Consider the following 21,571-nt stretch of genomic DNA (forward strand, 5'->3'; position numbering starts at 1 on the left):
CGACCTCGTAGCTGTGGTGATGGCCCGCCCTGGACAGGGGCCGGAGGGCCTTGGTTCGGACGCGCTCGTGAGGCTTTAGACTCTCACGGCCCGAGTGGGAATGGTCTCTCCGTCGGGGCTGTGCTTTCCTATGACGCTCCATCGAAGAGCCGCAGAGAGTCGGAGTTCGAAGGTAGCCCCAGCGTAACGATCATGTATGGGACTGGTGTGTTGGCGCCATCGGGAGGGGTGCCTGGGAGCTTCGCCGACGTGTGCAATGCGTTCATGTCCGCCGGCTGCGACGCCCCGGACTGCCGCCTCGACCAAGGCTAGCCACTCGTGCTTGCGCCAGCCCGCGGGAGCTCCAGATCCCCAGCCAGCCAGAACCAGGTCAGCCGTTTGAGCCGCGGCCTTTAGTCGATGGGTTAGCGCCTCCAGATCCACCTTGCCAGCCACATGAAGCAGGTCGCTAGTCGACCGAGTGGGCTCGTCGATGAGATTGACGATGGCGACGGAGCCGGCACACAGCACGCCCGCCAGGACTTCCAGGTTGCGCCAGGATGTGGTGTCCCTCGCTGCTCGTAACGGTGGATTACACAGCACAGCGAGCAGACGACGTTCGGTTGGGGCCGATGGGCAAATAGGTGCTGGGCGCAGGTGATCCTCGCTGATCCCTCCGCTAGTCACGGAAAAGATCTTTCCATGCTTGGGCGCGCTGCCTTTGGACGCCACAATTCTCGTCAGCCTCCTGACTGTCTGGCGACCCGGTCGGCCACGAAAACGCCTAACCCTTGGTGGCCGTACAACTCTCCGGTCTCAATGAGGATGGTCACGGCCTGGCGAACGGTCGACTGGCTGCCCACCTCATACATCTCGGCTAGCGCCTTGGTGGACGGCAGCTTGTGGCCGGGAGGCCACTCCCCGGAGGCAACGCGCTCCCTTATGTCGGCGATGATCCGCCGGTAGTGCGGCTCGAATTTCCGTGGTGCGGGCATGCGAAGTACTCCCAGCTAGGCCCACATATCTGATCACGGCAGCCAGGAGAACTTCAAGCGCAACGTTGACCTTACCAGCAATGTCGGTAGGGTGCGAAGGCGAGGAAAGGCCCCAGCTAGGCACTGTGGTCCCTGCCTTCGTCGGAGCAGCAGTTACCGCCAGCGCGGCTACCCGACTCCGGGACCGGTGGGCTGCTCCGACGCCGAACATGTCTGCTCGGCTGCCTGTCAGCGACCGAGCAGGAAGCTGGCCCGGGGTGGGTGCTGGGCTCCGGTCGGTACGGACGCGTGGTCGTACCGACCGACCCCGCCCGCCTCGGCGCCGCAACAACCGTTGAAGGAGGGCCATGGACTCGACCGACGAGTTCCTCGGCGAACTACCCCTACCGCCCCACGTCACTGCCGAAGACGCCACCTTCGCGGTTAAGGCCGTCACCGTGCACGTCGCCAAGCAGTGGCCCGACGGCCTGCGGTGTCGCAACGACCGCGCACCCCACCCCTGCCGGCTGCACCGTTGGGGTCGCCGGGTCCTCGACCTACGCGGCCTCACCGACCGGCAGATCCGCACGCTGCTCGCCGAGCAGAATGCGCCGCAGCCATGATCTACGTGACCGGGGAACGTCTGCACCCACACCACGCCCGCATTGCCTCCTTCGACACGCGCTGGCGCGGTCTCGACCCCGCCCAGGTGCACGACTACCTCAACCGCTTAGCCGACGAACTCGAACGACTGCACCGCGACCTGACCACGGCAAACACCGAGGCCGAACGCATCCGCCAGGCGCTGCGGCAGTGGCAGTCCCGGCACACCGGCTGCCGCCACACCAATCCAGGTTCACCGAACGGTCGGTGGCAGCGATGACCTCGCCCCGCTGGATCATTCACCTCCCCACCACCCTGACCAGCCTCGACGGGCCATCGCCCTCGCCGCAGCCCTACGCGACTCGCTCGGCCACGTCACCGCCATCGACTTCGGCGAGACCACCCTCAGCGAGGAGGATCAACAGTTCCTGCGTGCCCGAATCTGGTGTGACGCCAAGCTCGACGGAGCCGGCCGCTGTCGACGCCGCGACGACCACGACGGCTCCTGCGGGGCCACGGATGAGGGCCCACGCCGGTAGCCTCCGGGGATGCCCGACGCCACCCACGACGACCTGCTGGCCGGCTTCACGGCTCCCCAGCCGTACACCATGGAGACCGTCGCCGACGCTCCCCGCGCCCCCGGCGTGCACGTGGTCCTCGACGGCGGCGTGGTCATCTACGTCGGCCGGACCAGGCGAGGTCTGCGGGATCGTCTCCGGCAGCACCTGACCGGCAACCGCGAGTCATCGGTGCTGCACGACCAGGTCGGACAGCTCCTCGACACTCCGCACAACGCGGCGTCGGCCGCAGACATCGCGGGCTGGCTGGGTCGGTGCAAGGTCCGATGGCAGGAGACCGACAACCCGGAGGGTGCGAAGGAAGCCTTGGTCCTAGCCCTGAAGCCACGCTTCAACCGGCAGATCCCCGGGCCCCGCCGCGCGGCAGGCGGCGGCGAGTAACGGAGGCGGCAGCCAGCCAAAGGCCCTCGTGGGCCACCTACTGCGCTGACAACGCTCACTTCCGCCAGGCGGGGGCCATCCGCTCGGACATCTCGCGCGAGAACGTCCGCAGGTCCTCCCGGTTGACCGCCTGCCAGTCCGTCCGCCCGGGCGAGCGAAACCAGTGCCCGACGAGGTCGATTTGGTGGGCGAAGAAGGTCTCGTCCATCTAGTACGGCAACTTGTCCCCCTTCGCCGGAAACGGGCACAGCCAGAACGGGCAGTCGTCGATGCAGGTGGAGCCCGGCTGAACGTCGTCAGCCTGGCGGCGGCTCAGGGTGACCCGAGGGACTTGGCCCAGCGATCGGCAGCCGCTGCGACGCGCCGGAGGCGTTCCACGTCAAGCACCGTCATCGGCTCCCCGTTCCTGTTCGACCTGCGCGCGCGCCAGGTCGTGCACCACTGCTGCCACCATCTCCCGCAGCCGGCGGAGCTCGCCCGCGGTGAGGCCGAGCTCGTAGCTGTGGTGATGGCCCGCCCTGGACAGCGCCGACCACGCGTAACCGGCCCGGGCGGCGATGTGCCGGCCAGCGTAGCGGTCAAGGACGAGAAATTGGGGCGACCGGGCGCGCATCGAAACGATCTCCGGGCGCGACCGCAGCCAGTAGTCGTCCATCGCGGTCTCCAACGCCAGCCGGAGCAGCCAGGCGCAGGCGCGCGGCCAAGCACCACGTGTACCGCGCATGACGCTGGTCAGCAGCTGGTCGGCGGTGTCCAGGCAGCTCTGCGCCGAGGCGGCGGTCGGAGTGGTCATCGCAACTCCTCGACGAGGCGGCGGCAGTCACGGACGAGCACCTCAAGATCGAACGTTCCGGGCTTGTGTACGCCCTGCTTGCAGGCCTGGAACGCGTCACCGGCCCACCCGCCGAACCTGTTGAGCCGGCCGAGAACCTTGCCGCCCTGGTGCAGGTCACCGAAGAGCGCCAGGGCGGCCACCTGGTTGAGCGTCAGCGCCTTCTCGATGAGCTCCTCGACGTCGCCGTGCCGTTCGCCGCGGCTGATGCGCTCCCGTCGGATCCGCTCGTGGCACGCCGCCTCCAACGCCGACCGACAGAAGCCGGACACCAGCGGGTAGCGGGCGTTGTCGGCCAGCCCCTCCGCCTTGAGGATCGCGGTGGCATCGTTGAGGTACCGCTCGATCGGGTCGCTGTTCTTCCGGATCTCGATCACGGACTCGTCGCGCCGGGTGACCGCCCAGATGGTGGCCTCGATGCGCAGCCGGCGGATCGCTTCCGGTAGCCGGTTGTCGTGGGTGAACACCACGACCTGCCGGCTCTGCGCCAAGCCGGCCAGCACCTGCGCCAGGCCGTCGACCTTCGACGGGTCCATGCTCTGCACCGGGTCGTCGATGATGACGAACCGGAACGGGCTGTCGTCGGCGCACGCGCGGGGCAGGAACACGGACAGGCCGAGCGCCTGGAGCTCGCCCTGGCTCATGACCGCCATCGCGGATGTCGTAGTGCCGTCGACCTTGGCCGGGAAGGAAATCTTGCGGCGGTTGTTGATGCCGTCGAGCCGCATCCCACTCAGCTCGACGTTGCTCTCCTGACGCAGCTCGTCCCAGATCTCCTGTGAGCGCTGGGCGAAGGGCTCGAACCGCTGGTCGCGCAGCGCGGTGATCGCGCTCCGCAGCCAGTCCCGGGCGGCGTTGACCCGCTTCAGCTTCGCGTCGTTCTCGACGCCGGTGCGGGCCCGGTTGAGCCAGTCCTGCAACGAGGCGGCATGCTCACGCCAGGCGTCGTGGCGCTGCCGCAGCCAGGCGCTCGTCCTGTCCTGCACCGCCGCGAACGCCTCGACCAGCGGCGGATACGCCGCCCCTAGGTGCGCCGCGAGTTGCTCGGGGGTGAGTTCGGCAGCGGGGGTGCGCAGCTCGTCGGCCTTCGTGCGGAACCGCTTCACCGCCTCCGGCTGGTCGAGGGCGGCGGCCATCGCCTCCAGGTCGTCGATGCTGACCCGCCGGTCGAGATCGAGCAGCCGCGCGGCGCGGGACTGCGCGTCCTGCAGCCGGCGGTGCGCCTGGTCAACGGCGACGGTGTCGCGCTGAAGCTGATCCAGAGTGTCGCCGGCACGAGCGCGCCAGGCGGCATCCAGTGCTCCGCTGCCGCAGACCGGACAGAGGCTCTCGCCGTGTTCGTCATGAAAGGCGACGGCCATCCGTAGCACTTGGGTCGCCTGGTCCGCGGTGCCGGCGCGGGTGGTGGAGAGCTCCGCGATCTGGGCCGCCGCGGCGGCGAGCTCGTTCGCAACCTCGATGGCGTATCCGTGGTCGGGGAGAGCGACGGCGACCACGCGGCGGGCCGCCACGGCGAGCGGGTCGTTGGTGTCGCTTCCGGCGTCGGCGAGTAGCTGGTCGAGAGCGTTGAGATCGACGGTTCGCTTCGCCAGGAGCGCGGCGATGGCCTGCGCCCGATGGTCGTCGACCCCCACGAGCGCCGTACGCAGCGCATCGCGCGCCGTCTTGACCGACGTGATCTGCTCGTTGAGCTCCCGTCGGACCCGCATCAGCCGCTTGTCCGCCTCGACGACCGGATCCATGCCGAGGATCGGTGCGAGGGCGTCGAAGAGGCCACTGGGGGTGGAGGTGACGAGGCGGCCGAGATCGCTCGCGGTGAGGAAGGGGCGGTACGTGTCGAGTGGCTCGCGCCAGCCCATCTCCGCCGTCTCCGTGTAGCGCTCCCCGTCGTCCGTCAGGACGCTGCCGATGCCTTGGTGGGCCTGGGTGTGTTCGTCGTGCCAGTTTCGCCGTACGCGAATGGGCTTGTTGGCTCCCTCGGCGCGGAGCTGCACCTCGACCTCGCAGGGCGACCCGCAGTGCAGGTTGCGCCAGCCGTCCTTGAAGACGCTGTTGCGGTCGGCCCAGCGGGCGCTGTCGCCGGTGAGGGCGAGCTCGACGGCCTCCGCATAGCTGGACTTGCCGGAGCCGTTACGGCCGACAACGAGGGTGAGCCCGGCGTGCGGCTGGAGCCGGAGAGCCTGTTGTGGACCGACGCCCCGGAAGCCCGCGACGGTGATGGACTCCAGGTAGAGCGGTCGCGGCCGTGGGCGGAGGGCGGGGTCGCGCTCCGGGAGGTCGACGGCCTCGCCGGCGAGGACTCCGTCGAGGGCGGCGTCGCCGACGTAGGCCGCAAGGACGAGGTCGATTACGTCGTCGGCCACGTTGCTCTCAGCCAACCGGTCGAAAACCTGGTCAAGTAGGGATTGGTCCCAGGCCATGCGGGTCTCCCTTCCAGGCGTAACCGTAAGTAGTGTTCCCGGTAGCAACAATCCTGGTTACGGGGGATTGCTGGGAAACACTGGAACTTGTAGCATGCTCGATGTGGCTGAGTCCATAGAGAACCTCGAACGTCGGATCGACGACCTGCGGGCGGCGGTCCGGCGGGCGGTCGTGGCACGCGACCAGGCCCGAGCCCGGGCCCTGCGCGCCGAGCTACGGTCCGCCGAGCGCGATTGGGAGCGGGCCCTCACCGATCTGGCTGACGACACGCCGGACGCCGGCCAGCCGGCGGCGGATGAGGCGCCTCTGGTGTCGGTGCGCGATCAGGTCCACCACGCTCTCACGCTCCTGTCCGCTCCCACCGCGCCGAAGCTCATCGCCGAGGTGCACAACGCCTTTTTCGGCGCCGCCGGTCCTGGCCTCGCCGCAGCCAAGCTGACCCACCTGCGACGCGACGAGGAACGCTCGTTTCGCACCGCGCGGCACTCTCGGCCCTACTACCTCTGTTCGGCGCTGACCGCCGAACACCTCGCGCCGGCCCGTGGCCTGCTCGGCGTGTCAACCTGGCCGCTGGAGCGGCGCATCATCAGCCCGCTCAGCCCCCGGGTGGACTTCCTGACGGCCGCCATCAAGGTCGCCGAGCAGGTCGGGCGCATGCCGGAGCGGACCCTCACGGTGGCCCGTCTGCTGCGCCGGTTCGCCACCAGCATCCCCGGCGCGGTCGACGGGCACGAGGCCGCGGATCCGGCGATCGTCATCAAGGCCGCTCATGCCGAGCTGGAGGTGCACGCCGACGCCGACCGGGCGCAGCGCGTCGCGGCGGCGGACCGCGCGCGAGCCCAGCTCGACGAGGCGGAACAACTCTTTGGTAGCCGGCTGAGGGTCATCAGGGGGCTGGCATGACCAGCACCAGCCAGCGGCTGGCCGCGATCCGGGGCGGCGTCGAGCCCGCCCGGCACAACGCCCGCACCATCGCTGCCCTCACCGGGAACCCGGGCTGCGCCCGCCGCGCCGTTCTGGACTGCGCCGGGGTCGACAAGCAGCGCCTCGCCGCGTACGTCGACTACCCCGCCCGGTTCGGCCAGTCGCAGTTCGCCATCACCCGCGGCAACGTCTTCGAGGCGCAGGTCAAGGCTAACGGCTGCGCCGAGCTGCTCGGCCTGCTCCGCGACCTGCTCGACCTGAGCGTCCCTGAGGTGTCTTACGACGACCTCGAATCGGTGGCGGGCCGGGAGAGCCAGGACGTGCGCTACTCCCGAGCGAAGGCCCTGCTGACTCGGGCCGCGGCCCAGGCTGACGGCGCTGGCACGCTCTTTGACCACCCGCTGCTGCGGCTCGAGGTTGCCGGTCAGCAGGCCTACCTGGAACCCGACCTGATCGCGTTCCAGCACGACGGCCTCTTCCACGTCGTCGAGATCAAGTCGTTCGCCGTCATCGACGGGCAGGCCGACTCCGGCAAGGTGGCCGCCGCAGCCACCCAGGCCGCCGTCTACGTGCTCGCCATGCGGGAGATGCTCGGTGAGGCCGGCTACGACCCGGACGTCGTGTCCCACGACGTGGTGTTGGTCTGCCCCCGGGACTTCTCCAACCGGCCGATGGCCGTCCGGGTCGACGTGCGCAAGCAACTCGCCGTGGTACGCCGGCAGCTGACCCGGATGACCCGCGTCGACGCCCTGCTCGCCGAGTTGCCCGCCGACTTGACCTTCGATCTGGCGCCCGACGACAAGGGCGTGCCCACCCGCTCGCCCGCCTCGCTCATCGCCGCCCTTGAAGAGGTCGAGGCCCGGTACTCGCCGGAGTGCCTGGCCAGCTGCGAGCTGGCGTACCTCTGCCGGCACGAGGCCCGCGGGTGCACCGCCGCCCTCGGCAAGGCGGCCCTGGAGGAGATGGGCGGCATCGACCGGGTGGAGACGGCCCTCGCTATCGCTCGTGACCAGCGGGCGCCCGCCGCGGACCAGCACGAGGCCGCGGAACTGCTGCGGGCCGCCGCCCGACTGCGGGCCGAGCTGATCAGCGGGGTGGCCGGATGACCACCCTCACCACCCTGGCGCGCGCCGAAGCCGTTGTCGAAGGCCGCGCACAGCGAACCACCCTGGTCCGCCACATGCACGTCGCCGAGCGGCCCCTGGTCTTCATCCCGCTGACCATGGCCGGTGAGGCGAACGCGCCGCTCGCCGCGATGGTCGGCGACGACCCGGACGCCCCGACGCTGCTGATCGTGCCGCAGCCGCGGAACCGGGATCAGCGCTTCGCCTTCGCCGCCGAGCTGGCCGCCGTCGTCCTGCCGTACATCGACAGCTTCCGCGGTGAGCTGGAGGCGGTGTCGGTGAATCGGGGCAAGGACATCCGGATCCGGTACGCCGACGCGCCCCAACTGCTCCTGCCCAACCCGGCCGGCGCCGGCTTCACCCGCCTCTTCGGCCGCTCCACCCGGTTCCGGCGCACCGACGGCGACTACCCGGTGCACCCGTCGGTGCCGCTGCTCGGCCGCTGGCTGACCTACTTCGCCGAGCGGGCCGAACATCCCGGCTCCTGCTCGCTCGTCGCGATGACGCAGGCGCTGACCCTGCACTGGGCGACCGGTCAGAGCCCGCTCGAGGACGCCCAGCTCGCCGCGCTCCTGGCATGGATCGCACCGCCGGACGGCCTGACCGGCGCACAGGCGGCGGCTGCCGCCGAGGACCCTGTGACCTGGCCGCCGGCTGGCCCGACCACCGACCCCAGCTTCGACAACGAGGTCCTGGCGCCGGCGATGACCGCGTACCAGCGGGCGGTCAGCACCGACTCGCTGGTCGACCGGAGACGCGCCGAGCTGGAGGACCTCCTGCGGTCGCAGCTCGAGCCGACCTGGCGGCTGATGTGGCAGGGAGTGTCGCTGCTCCGCGAGTTGCCCGTCGGGTCCCGGGTCGCCGGGCGCTGGGCTGAGGACTGCGACGCCTTCACCAACTTCACAGAGTACGTCGACGGGGGCGGTTTCCCACAGGCCCGCCGGGACGGAGCGGTGGCGGCGGCCAAGCGGCTGCACCGGCTCGAACGGGCCCAGGCCTCGTACGACGTGCAGCGCGCCTACGACGACCCGATGGTGATGGCCGACTACCGGCTCACCGGGGAGGCGTTCGTCGGCGAGGTGACCGCGGCCGACCCGACCCGGGTGGACAGCAGCGGCAAGAAGCGGGTCCTGCGCCCCTGGATCACGGTCACCACGGCCGACCCCGTGCTGGTCACCCCGGGTACGAAGCTGTTCTCGCCCGACCGGCCCGGCAACCAGAAGGCGACAGTCGTCTCGACGGCCCGCAAGGACGACGGCAGCGCCGAGGTGGTGCTGGAGCTGGCCGGCGGAATGGGGTCGTCGCTGACCCCGCCGCCGGGCAGCGTGCCGGGGGTGGGGGAGCAGCTTTGCTACACCACGCTCACCGACACGTTCTTCCCGGCCGGCGCCTTCCCGTCTCGGGAGGAGACGCCGTGGACCCACGGCGGCCCGCCGGCGCCGTACGAGGACAGCCCACCAACCGCCGAGGACGCCCGCGAAGAGTGGTCGTGACGTTTCGGTCCGCAGCAGCGCTAGTCAATGACCAACCATTCAGATCCGTGGGGGAGCTGAGTTGAGCAAGTTGGGCACCATCCTCGACCAGATTGACTCGGGCATCGTGCTGTTACCCGAGTTCCAGCGCGGCTACGTGTGGAACCGGGATCAGGTACGCGGCCTGATGCGCTCGCTTTACCTCGGCTTCCCCGTCGGCGGGCTGCTGGTATGGGAGACGGAAGCCGACCACGGCTCGGTACGGGGCAGCGACCACGTCGGTGGCGGGGTGAAGCATCTGCTCCTCGACGGGCAGCAGCGGATCACCTCCCTCTACGGGGTGGTCCGTGGCAAGCCGCCGGCGTTCTTCGAGGGGGACCCGGCCGCCTTCACCGGCCTGCGGTTCAACGTCGAGGAGGAGACCTTCGAGTTCTACGCGCCGGCGAAGATGAGGGACGACCCCACCTGGGTCGACGTCACCGAGCTTTTCATCGACGGCATCGAACCGCAGATCGGCAACCTCACGTCGCACCCGGACACCATGCCGCACTTCGCGACGTACATGGGTCGGCTCATCCGGCTGCGCAACATCCTCGAGCGCGAGTTCCACCAGGAGAAGATCACCGGCGCGGACAAGGGCGTCGACGTGGTCGTCGACATCTTCAACCGGGTCAACTCGGGCGGCACCAAGCTCTCCAAGGGTGACCTGGCGCTGGCGAAGATCTGCGCCGACTGGCCCGAGGCTCGCTCGACGATGCGCAAACACCTGGGCACCTGGTCGACCGCCGGGTTCCAGTTCAACCTCGACTGGCTGCTGCGCAACGTCAACGCGGTAGCGACGGGCCGGGCCCAGTTCGAGTCCCTGGAGGGAGTCGGCTCGGGTGACTTCGCGCAGGCGCTCACCTCCAGCGAGCGCTATATCAGCGGCTTCCTCGATGTGATCTCCGGCCGGCTCGGCCTGGACCACGACCGGGTGCTGATGGGCCGCTACGCCTTCCCGGTGGTCTCCCGCTTCCTGCACCTCAACGGCGGCACGTTCGCCGACGCCACCCAGCGCGACCGGATGCTCTTCTGGTACATCCACGCCGCCCTGTGGGGACGCTTCGCCGGCTCCACCGAGACGATCCTGACCCAGGACTACGACACGGTCGCCCGCAGCGGCATCGACGGCCTGATCACCAGCCTGACCCGTTGGCGCGGCGGCAACCTGGTGATCGACGGCCAGGACTTCGAGGGCTTCGGCCGCGGCTCCCGCTTCTACCCCCTGCTCTACCTGCTCACCCGGGTGCTCGGCGCCCGTGACTTCGGCTCCGGCCTGGAACTCAAGAGCGAGATGCTGGGCCACCTCACCTCGCTGCAGGTGCACCACATCTTCCCCAAGGCGCTGCTGTACAAGCACGGCTACGGCCGGTCCGAGGTCAACGCCGTCGCGAACTTCTCCTTCCTGACCCAGCAGACCAACCTTGCGATCGGCAAGCGGCCGCCGGAGGAGTACTTCGCCGAGACCGAGCAGAAGCATCCGGGCGCGCTCGAATCCCAGTGGATCCCGACCGACCCGCAGCTCTGGCGGCCCGACCGCTACCTGGACTTCCTCGCCGCCCGCCGGGAGCTGCTGGCCAACGCCGCCAACGGATTCCTCGCCGGCCTCCGGGACGGCACGAAGCCGGCCGCCGAGCCGCTGCGACCGGTGGTCGTGGTCAGCGAGGAAGAGGTCGACGACGTCCGCGCCGGGCAGGTGAAGGCCCTCGTCGAGGAGCTGGTGGCGGCGGGCTGCGCCGAACCCGCCCTCGACAGCGAGATCGCCGACCCCGCCACCGGTCGTCTGCTGGGCGTGGCGGAGGCGTACTGGCCGGACGGCCTGCAGCCAGGGCTGGGTAACCCGGTCGTGCTGGAGCTGGACGCCAACCCCGAGCTGGCCCGGATGGAGGAGCTCGGCTACGAGGTCTTCACCTCGGTCGACGCCCTGCGTGGTTACGTAGCGCGGCGCAATGAGCAGGCGGCGGGACTCGCCGATCCTGAGCCGCTCGTCGAGGAGCGGGACACCGGCGCCCAGACGACCACCGGTTCGGAGAGCGCGCCGGTCGTGCTGGCCCAGTCCGGCGGCGACCAGGGGACGGTCCCGGACTTCGAGCGGGCGATGCGCGGGGTATACGAGACGGCGCGGCGCGAGGCCGGCTACAACGCCACCTACTTCCTCGGCATGGTCGCCGAGCACGGCGGGCTCGCCACCGCCAAGAAGCTGCTCGCCAGCCCGGTGGTGTCCGACGGGTTCGCGGCGCTGTGGGAGCGCGGGCGACTCGACCTGACGGTGGAGGCCCTGGTGGTCATGGACGAGCACGAGTCGCTCTTCACGCCCCACGAGCTCGACATCGCCCGGCACCGACTGCGGCAGTTCGACTTCGACACCACGGCGCGGCGGTGAGCGCCATGACCACCCTGCTCCGGCCGGACGCGCCGGCGGACCCGCCGTCGGTCCAGGCCGAGCGCGTCATCACCGAGGTGCTGGCCGACCTGCGTTCCGGCCTGCACCGCGGCGTCGTGGTCGACTCGCCTCCCGGGGCCGGCAAGTCGACCCTCGTCGTCCGCGCTGCCGCCGAACTGGCCCGCGCCGGCGAGCCGCTGATCGTAATCGCGCAGACCAACGAGCAGGTCGACGACCTGATCGACCGCCTCGCGCAGAAGGCGCCCGACCTGCACATCGGGCGGCTCTCAGCGACCGACTACACGGCAACCGACCGGATCAAGCAGTACGCCACGGTCCGGGTCGCCGCCAAGGTCGCCGACCTCGGTGGTCCGTCCGTGATCATCGGTACGGCCGCGAAGTGGTCGATGGTGTCCGAGGGCTGCTGGCCCTGGGCGATCGTCGACGAGGCGTACCAGATGCGGTCGGACGCGCTGCTGCGCGTGGCCGGCCGGTTCGAGCGGGCGCTCTTCGTCGGCGACCCCGGCCAGCTCGACCCGTTCTCCACCGTCGACACCGAGCGGTGGACCGGGCTGACCTGGGACCCGATGCAGTCCGCGGTGGCGGCGCTGCTGCGGCACAACCCCGACCTGCCGGTGCACCGGCTGCCGGTGTCGTGGCGACTGCCTCCCTCGGCGGCGCCGGTGGTGGCCCAGGCGTTCTACCCCTTCACCGGGTTCCAGGCCGGGACGACCGCTGGTGAGAGGTCGCTGTCGTTCACCACGACGGGGTTCGGGCATGGGCCGGTCGACGCGGCCGTGGAGACGGCGGCGGCGACCGGGTGGGCGCTGTATGAGCTGCCGGCCCGGCACACGCTGCGGACCGATGCGGAGGCGGCTGCGGCGTGCGCGGCTCTGGCACGGCGGGTGCTGGAGCGGGGGGTGGTGGCGGTGTCGGAGCGGGAGCCGGGTGGAGCGCCGGTTACCGCTGAGCGGATCGCCATCGGGGCGGCGCACCGAGACCAGGTGGCGGCTATCCGCGCGCAGCTCGGCGCGGCTGGAGCGGGCATTACCGTCGACACCGCCAACCGGCTGCAGGGCCGGGAGTACGACGTGACGATCGTGCTTCATCCCCTGTCGGGGCGACGGGACGCAACCGCGTTCCACCTGGAGTCGGGGCGGCTCTGCGTGCTCACATCCCGGCATCGGCAGGCCTGCATCGTGGTGGCGCGTGCGGGGATCGCCGAGCTGCTGGACGCCCACCCGTCGGTCGAGCCGGTCCACCTCAACGTCCCGGTCAAGTTCCCCGACGGCTGGGAGGCGAACCAGTCGGTGTTGGCGCACTTGAAGGCATGCGCAAGTAAGGGTCGTCATGGCGGCGCCTTGAATCGCGGCGGCCAACGCGGGCTCTTTGACCGATAAGAGAGGTAATGGAGATCCAAGTCCATGTGGACCTGGTATTTCTACCAATATCTGTGGGACGGCAAGGAGTGCCTCGGTGACACCCACCTCATCGACTGGTGATGTGACGTTCGGCTATTTCCCCGACGACGAGCGAATCGACGTCGCGCTCGACCGCGGTCGGTTCGCGCGCGCGCTCGTTTTGGACACGCCCGTGCGGTCGCTCGCCGACCAGGTGAGCGAGTGCCGGGTGCTGTGGCACACGGACGTGGAACTGCCCGAGGGCGTCTACTGGTTCCAAGGGGTCGACGACGGACCGATCATCCTGCAGGTCGCCGGCGGTGCCCTGCCGGGTGGCGCCATGGTGGAGTCCCCCTACGGCCTCGACGCCGAGCATCCGCTACTCGCCGCGTGGGGCTGGGCGGAGGAGCTGTGGCACAAGGCCGCGATGGTCCCTGCTCCGCTCTTCGCCGTCAACGAGGCTGTCCTCACTCACCCCGGTGGCGTGGACGTGGTGGTGCGCGACCGCAAGTTCCTCCGCGAGCACTGGACCTACACGGTGATGGTCGAAGGCCGCCAGCAGGACGTCGTGGAGTCGCGGCTGCGGCCACGTCCGCAGATCGACGCCCCGCCGATGTGGGTGACCCGCGAACCGACCCCGGCGAGCAGGTTCGGTGCCACGCTGACCCGCGCGAAGCTGTTGGGCAAGTTCGCCAACACGCTTTTTTCGTTCCGCGCCACTCGGACGACGTTCCGGCCGTACCAGTTCAAGCCGGTGCTCAAGCTGCTGCAGACCGGCAAGGCAAGGTTGCTGATCGCTGACGAGGTGGGCCTGGGCAAGACCATCGAAGCGGGCCTTATCTGGACCGAAATGGAGGCCCGCGGCGAGGCCGACCGAGTTCTGGTCGTGTGCCCGTCGGGCCTGGTCGGCAAGTGGAAAGAGGAGATGGAGGACCGCTTCGAGTTCGAGCTCACGGAGCTCGACAGTGCGGGCCTGAAGTCTTTTCTCGAGCGCCATCAGCAGAATCGGTTGCCTGCCCGCCAGGCCTACATCTGCAGCCTGGAACGTCTGCGCACGTGGGGCGGGCTGGAGGATCTGCAGGTCGTTCCGCCCGAATTTGACCTGGTGATCGTCGATGAGGCGCACTCCATGCGCAACCAGGACACTAAGAACTACGCGCTCGGCACGGAGCTGGCGGACTGGGCCGCGAACCTGGTCTTTCTTACTGCGACGCCGATCAACCTCCGCGAGCAGGACCTGCTCAACCTGCTCGAACTCCTCGTGCCCGAGGACTACGGGAGCACCCTGGACCTGCAGCTACGGCTGGAGCCCAACCGGATCATCAACGCCGTCACTGCGCGCCTCGGCGAGAAGGGGGTCCGCGGCCGGGATCTGATCGCCCAGCTCGATGAGCTCAGGACCACATCGCTCGGTGGCGCGCTCATGCGGCGGCCCGACTTCGGGCTCCTGCGTGACGTGCTGGCCAAGGACCAGATGACGCCTCGCGGCATCGTCGACGCCAAGCGCTACCTGGCCGGACTGAACACGCTTTCCACCGTCATCACGCGCACCAAGAAGGTCGAGGTCGACGACCACAAGGCCAAACGCACCGAGAACCGGCAGGAAATCGAGTGGACTAACGCGGAGTTCGACTTCTACAAGGAGTACGTCCAGTGGTGCGTTAACCGGGCAGCGGCGATGGACAGCAACCTCTACTTCGCGATGCAGATGCCGCTGCGCCTGGCGAGCGCATGCCTGCCGATGGCGCGTCAGGCGGTGCTCGACCCGGACACCTTCGGCGACATCACCGACGCCGACTCGGATGCCGCCGCCTACCGACTCGAGCCGCACGCCGAGCTTGTCGCGGCCGCCCAGCGCCTACCAGAGCACGTCGACACCAAGTTCGACGCCTTGCAGGAAGTGCTGCGAGGGTTGCACCAGCAGGAGCGGCGGGCGCTACTCTTCACACACTCCCGCCCGACCCTGGCCTACCTCGCCGGCAGGCTCGGCACCGAGTTCAAGGTCGCGGTCATGCACGGCGGAGTCAGCCGCGAGGCGCGGCGCCAGATCATGGGCGACTTCCGTGCCCGTGCCTATGACTTCGTGCTCGCCAACCGGGTGGCCAGCGAAGGTCTGGACTTCGAGTTCTGCTCGGCGGTGATCAACTATGACTTGCCGTGGAACCCCATGGAGATCGAGCAGCGCATCGGCCGCATCGACCGGATCGGGCAGAAGGAGGAGACGATTCTCGTCGTCAACTTCGTCAACGAGGAGACCATCGACGAGCGCATCCTTGCCCGCCTGCTGGATCGCATCGAGATCTTCGAGTCGTCCATCGGTGCACTGGAACCCATCATCTCCGCGCAGGCGCCGAAGGCGCTGCAGGCTGGATTCGACTTCACGCTCACCGAAGAGCAGCGGGACCAGAAGCTACATGAGGCGCTGACCGCCATCGAGGAGCAGCGCGCCGGCCTGCGGGACGTCTCGGACGCGTCGAGCGCGCTGCTGGTGAGCAACGACGTCGACGTTGCCGGGCTCGAAGACGACCTGGTGAGGACGGGCCGCTACATCGGGCAGCGTGAGCTTGCTCTGCTGCTCGACGACTGGGCGCGCACCGATGCCGCGACCGGCGTGAGGTTCGCGCCCGACGGCCTCACCCTGGAGCTGCGTGGCAACGCCACCATGGCCGCCCGCGTCGACGATCTCGCCAAGTCCGCGCAGCGCTCCCGCACGGAGACGCGGTCGATCTCCGCCCAACTGCGCAACGAACTGCCGGTCACGCTCGTCCTCGACCAGGAGCACGCCCGCACCCACGGCGGCACCCTGCTCACCGCCACGAGCCCGCTCACTATGGCGGCAGCGGCGATTCCTGGTCACAGGCAGGCACGCTTTGCGTCGCTGCGGATCACGGCAGACTCGGACGAGGTCGCGCCCGGCACCTACGTCGTCGTGCTCGCGACGGCGGCGACCGCGTCCCGGCGTGGTGACGAGATCTGGGGCGCCGCCGTCACCCAGGCCGGGCGCAACGCCGGCGACGGATCCGTAGACGCCCTGCTGGCCGCGCTGGCGGAGGGGAAATTCGTTGATGCGCCGCTGCCCACCATCGACCGGCTTCCCACTCTCGCCGAGCGCGCGATGAACCGGTTGCACCTGCGCCATCTTGATGAGCAGGACAGGCGGGACGGCGAGTTCGATGCATTGAAGGAGGCGCGGATCGTCACGGTCACCGCCCAGCACGAGCGCAAGCTCGCGACGATCCGCAAGCGAATCGAGACTGCCCTGGCACGAGGCCGCGGGCAGAGGGTCCTCGCGGGATTCCGGGGCCAAGAACGCCGGGCGGAGGAGAAGTTCGCCGCATTGCTGGAAGACATTCGCACCGCGAGCCAACCGGAGATCCGGCTGGAGCCGCTCGCCGCATGTGTGGTCCAGATTGTCGACCGGATGGAGACGGGATGACCCTGGGTAGGAAGCAGCTCGATCTCGAAGACGAGCGGACCGCGCAGAAGCGCTACCGCAAGAAGATGCAGGACAAGGTCGTGTGGCCCGTCGCGCACTACGGTCCGAAGGGCACTGCCAAGACCGGCAACGGGGCGCCCCGCCGCTCGGTCATGTCGTCCGGTCAGCTCGTCGGTCGCGTCGCCCTGACAATGCCCGATGAGGACGTTCTTGACGGTCAAGCCGACTTCTATATCGGCGAGAGCTACGCCGACCTCGACGGCGTCAAAGTTTATAGCTGGGTTTCCGATGTCGCGTGCACGTTCTTCCGCGGGTCCAGGCATCACGAGTTCTGCGAGGACGTTGCCGTCATCCGCGCATTCGTCTACCGGCTCGACGAAATCGTCGACTTTCACGACGAGGAGATCGCAGACGAGATTCCGGTACAGCCCTTTCGCAAGCGCACGCTGACCGTTCCCACGGCGCCGGGCCGTACGGGCCCACGCCGCCCGCCAACGCCGCCTCTGGTGGCGCCACAACCTCCGGCCCTTCCGTCGGTGGCGCCCCGGTCCGCGCCGGCACACTTCGTACCGACACAACCCACTCAGCCCGCGACGTCGGCGCAGCCCGTACGGCCAGCGGTTCCGACTGCGCGAGCGGCTGCTGGGGCGGGGCGCGCGGCACCGCCGCCCGTGCGTGCTGGGGACCTTCTTCGCGCGCAGCTCACCGCACCTCGCACGAAGAGCCTCGCTCCCGTGCTCGCCACGCTCCAGCCGGACCAGTACGACCTCGTCACCGTGCCGGCGATGGACAGCATGATCATCGAGGGGCAGCCTGGCACCGGCAAGACCATCGTCGCCTCTCACCGTGCGGCCTACCTCGTCAGCGACGACACTCCTGGGGAGAAGAGCCTCGATGGCGACATCCTGCTTGTGGGACCGACCAGTGGCTACTCGCAGTATGTACAAGCGGTGATCGACCGGCTTACCGGCGGATCGGAGCGGGTCCGGGTGGTCTCGCTGCCTGAGCTGATGCGGCACCTCCTCGACCTGCGGCGCGAGCCAGGGGGCCCGATCTCCCAGTCCTGGCGGGATGTCGACAAGGACCTCGCCATGTTTGTGCGCGCGGCCGTCACGCGGATGAAGGCCAGCGGCATTACGCCCACACCGGACAACGTCTACGAGCACCTGCGTCGCAACGGCACTAGCGGCCACCCGGTGACCCGGGATTCGGAGTGGGCCGTCTATTTGCGCAGCCTTCCACCGGTTCGGGACGCGCGGACCATGCGGGCTCATACCCCGCTACTCGCGACCATCGAGTGGGAGGCCGCCAAGCCACGCGATCTCGGAGGTATCGAACACATCATCGTCGATGAGGCCCAGGACGTGACCCCGCTGGAGTGGCTCCTGTTGGCGTCGATGAACGAGGCCCACGCGTGGACACTCATCGGGGACTTGAACCAGCGGCGCTCCGACCACACGCTGGCGTCGTGGGCGCAGGTCCTGGATCTGCTCGCCGTCCCCAACGGCGATCCCCCGGTCCGCCGGCTCGAACGGGGCTACCGGTCTACCCGGCCGATCCTCGAATACGCCAACCGACTCCTTCCCGCCGCGGAGCGGGCAATACTGGCCTTCCAGGAGGAAGGGCCCGAGCCGACCGTCGAGAAGTGCCAGCAGTCGGGTCTGGGTGCCACAGTGCTCCGCCACGTCACCCGCCTGCAGGCTGCCTATCTTCAGGGCACCTTCGCCATAATCACCGCCGACCCGAAGGCCGTGGAGACCATGCTGCGGTTGGTGGGCTGGGCGAAGTCTCGGAGCGACCCCTTCACCTGGCAGCACTCGGGCCGTGAGGTGACCGTGGCCCATCCGGACACCGCCCGTGGGTTGGAGTTCGATGGTGTCGTCGTGGTCGAGCCCGCCGACTTCCCGCAGAACCTGGGTCGGCAGGGACCGCTCTACACGGCACTCACCCGGCCAAACCGCGAACTGACCGTCGTCCACACCAAGCCGCTGCCTGAGCGGCTAAGGAAGAGGTAGACGCTTTCGCGTGCCGCCAGCTTCGCGTCGTCAGCGTTCAGATCTGACGGCCCCTAGCCTCAGGCTCGGCGCCGTCGAGCAGATATCTCGGTGCCGCGGCTTCGGCGGCGAGGAGCGCCTGCGTCAACCGGTTCGTAGACGTACGGGCGGAGGAGCCCCCGTGCCGCTGCGAGTGAGTAGAACCGGCATGCCAGCAGTTCATCGTCCATAGGCCGGAGGATGGCGATCTGACGATCGCTCAGGATGCCACCGTCGAAGATGAACATCAGGCTGTCGTCCCATGCCCCGTGGGGGGCCAGCCAGTCGACCACCAGCATGGTCCGGATCCGCAGGTCGAGGCCGAGTTCCTCACGAAGCTCTCGTTCGGCGGCCTTGTGCGGAGGTTCGTTCGCCTCGGTCATTCCGCCGGGCAGGTCTCAGTCGGGCTTGTACCGCGGATTGACCAGCAGAATCTCGTCCCGCGGATTGCGGATCAGGACATCCGCGCCGACCCGCTTGCGGGGCTGCCTCGCGTTTCCTTCCGCCAGATAGGCCTGCCGTGCTGCTGGATCGCGCTCGTAGAGTGGACGGTCACCGCGCATGGGCCTGTCCCACATTGATCGGCGGGTGAAGCCTGCCCACGATGCCAATCCACGAATTCTCGCGGATGGTCTCGCCGATCCGCGCCAACGCCACCTGTGCTTCGATGGACCGCGCGGCGTACGGCTTGAGCAGCATCTCCACGTGCCGGAGCTGTTCTACGACCGTGGCTGAGGTAGGCCTGCGGCGCGTTCCGACACCTGGTGGGTGACGACGCACGCTTCATCGAGCAGCCCTCGTCCCAGCAGCGCCGTCACGAGCATCAGTTGAGCGAGCAACCCGCTCCGCACCCGCTCGGCGGAATGCCGGGTAAGGGCGTTTTCCAACCGCCTGTGCGCCTCGGTGAGATTGCCGATGCTGAGGAAGCAACGGGCGGCCTCGATGGCGAAGGAGGTCCCGTCGAAGGGGCTCAGCCTCTTGGACGCGACGACTGGCTCCTCGGATAGGGCGCGTTCGGCGTCTTCAAGCGCGCTCATCGATTCAACCGGCTTCCCACCGATGGCCAGGCCGCGGGCCTGCATGGCCAGTAGCCGTGCCCTGAGCGGACCGTGCGAGGGCGTCCTTCGCAGCGCCTCCAATCACTGATCGAGTACGCCAACGCGTCGTTGGCGTTGCCTTTATGGCTGGCGAGGTGACTGAGGCTGGCGTACACCTGCGCGGTGAGCTGCTGATCGCCGCTCTCGCGGGCCAGGTTGCTTGCCGCATCAGATGCTCTATGGCGATCGGGGCGGCACCGGTCGTGCGCCCATCCAACCCGCCATCTCGTGCAGGGACGCCGCAGCCGCGAGGAACGCCAGAGGCGCGGCCGTCGTCGAACACGCCGTGGTGCGGCCTGACGCCCTTGCAGCCACGCGAGGTCCCGCGCGGCCTGCTTCGCTCGCTTCCAATACAGGTTAAGCAGGCGACTGTCGAGGATGGGGAACAGTGCTGGACGCATGAGGTACAGCCGCTTACTCACCTTGGCAACGGCGATTCCCCTCACGAGAGCGTCATAGAAATGGTGGTAGAGCTGCAGAGCGCGGGCATAGAGACCATCAACCTGCACTGGGTCGGCGTCTCCCAGGTGGGCACCGTCGGCAACGGCCTGCCATGGGGCGGTCTCGCTCAATCGGAGCAAGTGCAGCCCCTCCTCATGGCTGATCCTGCTGCCCATCCATGGCGACCTGGTGGCCTTGATGAGCTTGGGCGTCAGAACCAAGCTTGAGTCGGCAAGCCAGTCGTAGTTGCGGATGGTGCCGCCGTTCCGCTGACAGTAAGCGATGAAGGGGGTAAGAGAATCTTCGATGATTCGACCGGCGACCTTGATTTGGGGGACTTCTGGCGTCATCTGGCGTTTCCTCCTACCTGCACCCTTGTCCGCAGCCGGATCAAGCGTTGGCTCGCTGAAAACTGACTCCGGCTGTGGGGAATGCGTCCCGCAGGGCAGAGAGGGTTGGCTCGGTGTTGCGGCCCCACATCTTTCGCACCACCCAGGTCATGCCGTCCTCGACCATCGCCTGGCCGGTGAACCAGCGGCTGACCTCCACCCCGGGGTACTGCTCAGCTAGCGCGGCCTGGACCTCCTCGTCACTGTGGTGCTCTCCCTCGAGAGGCCGGAAGCGCCCTGGAGTGAGGACCTTCCCGATGGCTGCGGCAGTCACTCCGCGCTCTACCAGCTTCTCGATCATCAGCCGCACCGTACGGCGCTTGTTTTCGTCCGGTAGCACCTGACCGTCGATAATGATGTGGTAGCGCGTCCAGTCCCGGCCGTCGGTGCTGCGCCGCTCCTGTTCTGTGACCTTCCGGCCCACCCGGATCTGATAATCGGCGGCCTCTGGGAGCGGGATAACCTGCTGAATGTCCAGCAGGACGCGCCCGTCGATCTCGTAGGGAATCAGCCGGACGCAGCGCACGTCCATGCCCTCGAAGCGGTTCAGCCACAGCACCGCGGTGGTGAGTTCCCGGCCGAAGTCCGCCGAGACGAGCAGGATCCGCACGTCGGAGGAGATGATCGGCGCGTCGTCGCTGTCGCTCAGGTCCAGCCAGCTGATGAGCTCGGTCCGCGCGTCGAGATCCGAATCCGGTCGCACCTTCGACAGGTGCACCTCAAAGGCGGCGACAACCTCGTCGAAGCTCATCGCGGACACCATCGCGGCGTACCGAAGAGCTTGCAGCTCCATGTGGCCGCCATCATCGGTGCGCTTTAGCTCGATGACTACCAGGTGCCCGGATTTGTCCACAGCGAGCAGGTCGATGCGACGCCGGGAGTCCTCCCAGTTCCCGAACTCCTCGGCGATGACGAGCAGATCCGGACTGAGCACAGCGATGTCGTCACGGAGAAGGCGCTGCAGATCGTTGCGCTCGTAGATGCCGAGAGCCGCGAACCGCGCGACGTCATGCCGGCGTAGCCGGTCCCCATGGATCTCGTACAACGGCATGCGTCCTCCTTGAT

21 protein-coding genes and 1 pseudogene are annotated in these 21,571 nt (G+C 68.7%); 11 read left to right on the forward strand and 11 right to left on the reverse strand.

Annotated features, from left to right (window positions below):
• Positions 1-75: 75 nt before the first annotated feature.
• Positions 76-711, reverse strand: a complete 636-nt coding sequence (locus BUS84_RS41360) for a DUF1643 domain-containing protein (protein ID WP_074317224.1) — start codon at positions 709-711, stop codon at positions 76-78.
• An 8-nt stretch (positions 712-719) separates the two neighbouring features.
• Positions 720-974: a GntR family transcriptional regulator gene (locus BUS84_RS28680; RefSeq protein WP_074317225.1), complete on the reverse strand. Its 255-nt coding sequence runs from the start codon at positions 972-974 to the stop codon at positions 720-722.
• A gap of 347 nt (positions 975-1,321) precedes the next feature.
• Here BUS84_RS28680 and BUS84_RS28685 point away from each other — a divergent pair, with 347 nt between their 5' ends.
• From BUS84_RS28685 to BUS84_RS28700, 4 genes and pseudogenes are all read left to right on the forward strand, one after another.
• Positions 1,322-1,576: a hypothetical protein gene (locus BUS84_RS28685; RefSeq protein ID WP_074317227.1), complete on the forward strand. Its 255-nt coding sequence runs from the start codon at positions 1,322-1,324 to the stop codon at positions 1,574-1,576.
• A complete protein-coding gene (locus BUS84_RS28690) occupies positions 1,573-1,836 on the forward strand; it encodes a DivIVA domain-containing protein (RefSeq protein ID WP_074317228.1) in 264 nt (87 codons plus the stop codon). The genes BUS84_RS28685 and BUS84_RS28690 overlap by 4 nt, the downstream gene beginning before the upstream one ends.
• Positions 1,833-2,077, forward strand: a pseudogene (locus BUS84_RS40965) (hypothetical protein); the annotation flags it as partial. The gene BUS84_RS28690 and the pseudogene BUS84_RS40965, both read left to right, overlap by 4 nt.
• Positions 2,078-2,104: 27 nt before the next feature.
• Positions 2,105-2,515, forward strand: coding sequence for a GIY-YIG nuclease family protein (locus tag BUS84_RS28700; RefSeq protein WP_074317230.1), 411 nt, complete (start codon positions 2,105-2,107; stop codon positions 2,513-2,515).
• A gap of 55 nt (positions 2,516-2,570) precedes the next feature.
• Here BUS84_RS28700 and BUS84_RS38390 read toward each other — a convergent pair whose 3' ends face one another.
• The 3 genes from BUS84_RS38390 to BUS84_RS28710 all read right to left on the reverse strand — a co-directional run bounded on the left by BUS84_RS38390 (position 2,571) and on the right by BUS84_RS28710 (position 5,767).
• The gene (locus BUS84_RS38390) at positions 2,571-2,723 is read right to left on the reverse strand and encodes a hypothetical protein (RefSeq protein ID WP_159451080.1); all 153 of its coding nucleotides are present in this window, start codon (positions 2,721-2,723) and stop codon (positions 2,571-2,573) included.
• 171 nt (positions 2,724-2,894) lie between these two features.
• Positions 2,895-3,308 (reverse strand): hypothetical protein, encoded by a 414-nt coding sequence (locus BUS84_RS28705; RefSeq protein ID WP_074317232.1) that lies wholly within the window; start codon positions 3,306-3,308, stop codon positions 2,895-2,897.
• Positions 3,305-5,767: an AAA family ATPase gene (locus BUS84_RS28710; RefSeq protein ID WP_084757621.1), complete on the reverse strand. Its 2,463-nt coding sequence runs from the start codon at positions 5,765-5,767 to the stop codon at positions 3,305-3,307. The genes BUS84_RS28705 and BUS84_RS28710 overlap by 4 nt, the downstream gene beginning before the upstream one ends.
• A 103-nt stretch (positions 5,768-5,870) precedes the next feature.
• On the opposite strand from BUS84_RS28710, the gene BUS84_RS28715 reads away from it, so the two are divergent.
• The 7 genes from BUS84_RS28715 (at position 5,871) to BUS84_RS28745 (ending at position 18,561) form a co-directional block, all read left to right on the forward strand.
• A complete protein-coding gene (locus BUS84_RS28715) occupies positions 5,871-6,671 on the forward strand; it encodes a hypothetical protein (RefSeq protein ID WP_074317235.1) in 801 nt (266 codons plus the stop codon).
• Positions 6,668-7,798 (forward strand): hypothetical protein, encoded by a 1,131-nt coding sequence (locus BUS84_RS28720; RefSeq protein ID WP_074317237.1) that lies wholly within the window; start codon positions 6,668-6,670, stop codon positions 7,796-7,798. Before BUS84_RS28715 ends, BUS84_RS28720 begins: the two co-directional genes overlap by 4 nt.
• Complete coding sequence (locus BUS84_RS28725) at positions 7,795-9,309, forward strand: hypothetical protein (RefSeq protein ID WP_074317239.1); 1,515 nt, start codon at positions 7,795-7,797, stop codon at positions 9,307-9,309. The genes BUS84_RS28720 and BUS84_RS28725 overlap by 4 nt, the downstream gene beginning before the upstream one ends.
• Before the next feature lie 61 nt (positions 9,310-9,370).
• Positions 9,371-11,710, forward strand: a complete 2,340-nt coding sequence (locus BUS84_RS28730) for a GmrSD restriction endonuclease domain-containing protein (RefSeq protein ID WP_074317241.1) — start codon at positions 9,371-9,373, stop codon at positions 11,708-11,710.
• A 5-nt stretch (positions 11,711-11,715) separates the two neighbouring features.
• Positions 11,716-13,110 carry an AAA domain-containing protein gene (locus BUS84_RS28735; protein WP_084757863.1) on the forward strand — a complete coding sequence of 465 codons (1,395 nt, stop codon included), beginning with the start codon at positions 11,716-11,718 and terminating at the stop codon, positions 13,108-13,110.
• A 76-nt stretch (positions 13,111-13,186) separates the two neighbouring features.
• Positions 13,187-16,546 (forward strand): helicase-related protein, encoded by a 3,360-nt coding sequence (locus BUS84_RS28740; protein WP_143728545.1) that lies wholly within the window; start codon positions 13,187-13,189, stop codon positions 16,544-16,546.
• Positions 16,543-18,561 (forward strand): AAA family ATPase, encoded by a 2,019-nt coding sequence (locus BUS84_RS28745; protein ID WP_074317244.1) that lies wholly within the window; start codon positions 16,543-16,545, stop codon positions 18,559-18,561. Before BUS84_RS28740 ends, BUS84_RS28745 begins: the two co-directional genes overlap by 4 nt.
• Before the next feature lie 59 nt (positions 18,562-18,620).
• Here BUS84_RS28745 and BUS84_RS40275 read toward each other — a convergent pair whose 3' ends face one another.
• The 6 genes from BUS84_RS40275 to BUS84_RS28760 are packed head-to-tail and all read right to left on the reverse strand — an operon-like array spanning position 18,621 to position 21,557.
• The gene (locus tag BUS84_RS40275; protein ID WP_244298759.1) at positions 18,621-18,962 is read right to left on the reverse strand and encodes an NUDIX domain-containing protein; all 342 of its coding nucleotides are present in this window, start codon (positions 18,960-18,962) and stop codon (positions 18,621-18,623) included.
• Positions 18,963-18,977: 15 nt separating this feature from the next.
• Positions 18,978-19,142 carry a hypothetical protein gene (locus tag BUS84_RS40280; RefSeq protein ID WP_244298760.1) on the reverse strand — a complete coding sequence of 55 codons (165 nt, stop codon included), beginning with the start codon at positions 19,140-19,142 and terminating at the stop codon, positions 18,978-18,980.
• The gene (locus BUS84_RS38395; protein ID WP_159451081.1) at positions 19,132-19,284 is read right to left on the reverse strand and encodes a hypothetical protein; all 153 of its coding nucleotides are present in this window, start codon (positions 19,282-19,284) and stop codon (positions 19,132-19,134) included. The genes BUS84_RS40280 and BUS84_RS38395 overlap by 11 nt, the downstream gene beginning before the upstream one ends.
• A gap of 14 nt (positions 19,285-19,298) precedes the next feature.
• Positions 19,299-19,616, reverse strand: a complete 318-nt coding sequence (locus BUS84_RS28755) for a hypothetical protein (RefSeq protein ID WP_143728546.1) — start codon at positions 19,614-19,616, stop codon at positions 19,299-19,301.
• Positions 19,613-20,467, reverse strand: coding sequence for a hypothetical protein (locus tag BUS84_RS37815; protein WP_143728547.1), 855 nt, complete (start codon positions 20,465-20,467; stop codon positions 19,613-19,615). The genes BUS84_RS28755 and BUS84_RS37815 overlap by 4 nt, the downstream gene beginning before the upstream one ends.
• A 40-nt stretch (positions 20,468-20,507) precedes the next feature.
• The gene (locus BUS84_RS28760; protein WP_074317248.1) at positions 20,508-21,557 is read right to left on the reverse strand and encodes a PDDEXK family nuclease; all 1,050 of its coding nucleotides are present in this window, start codon (positions 21,555-21,557) and stop codon (positions 20,508-20,510) included.
• Between the last annotated feature and the right edge of the window lie 14 nt (positions 21,558-21,571).

Source organism: Micromonospora cremea (genome assembly GCF_900143515.1).
Lineage (GTDB): Bacteria > Actinomycetota > Actinomycetes > Mycobacteriales > Micromonosporaceae > Micromonospora > Micromonospora cremea.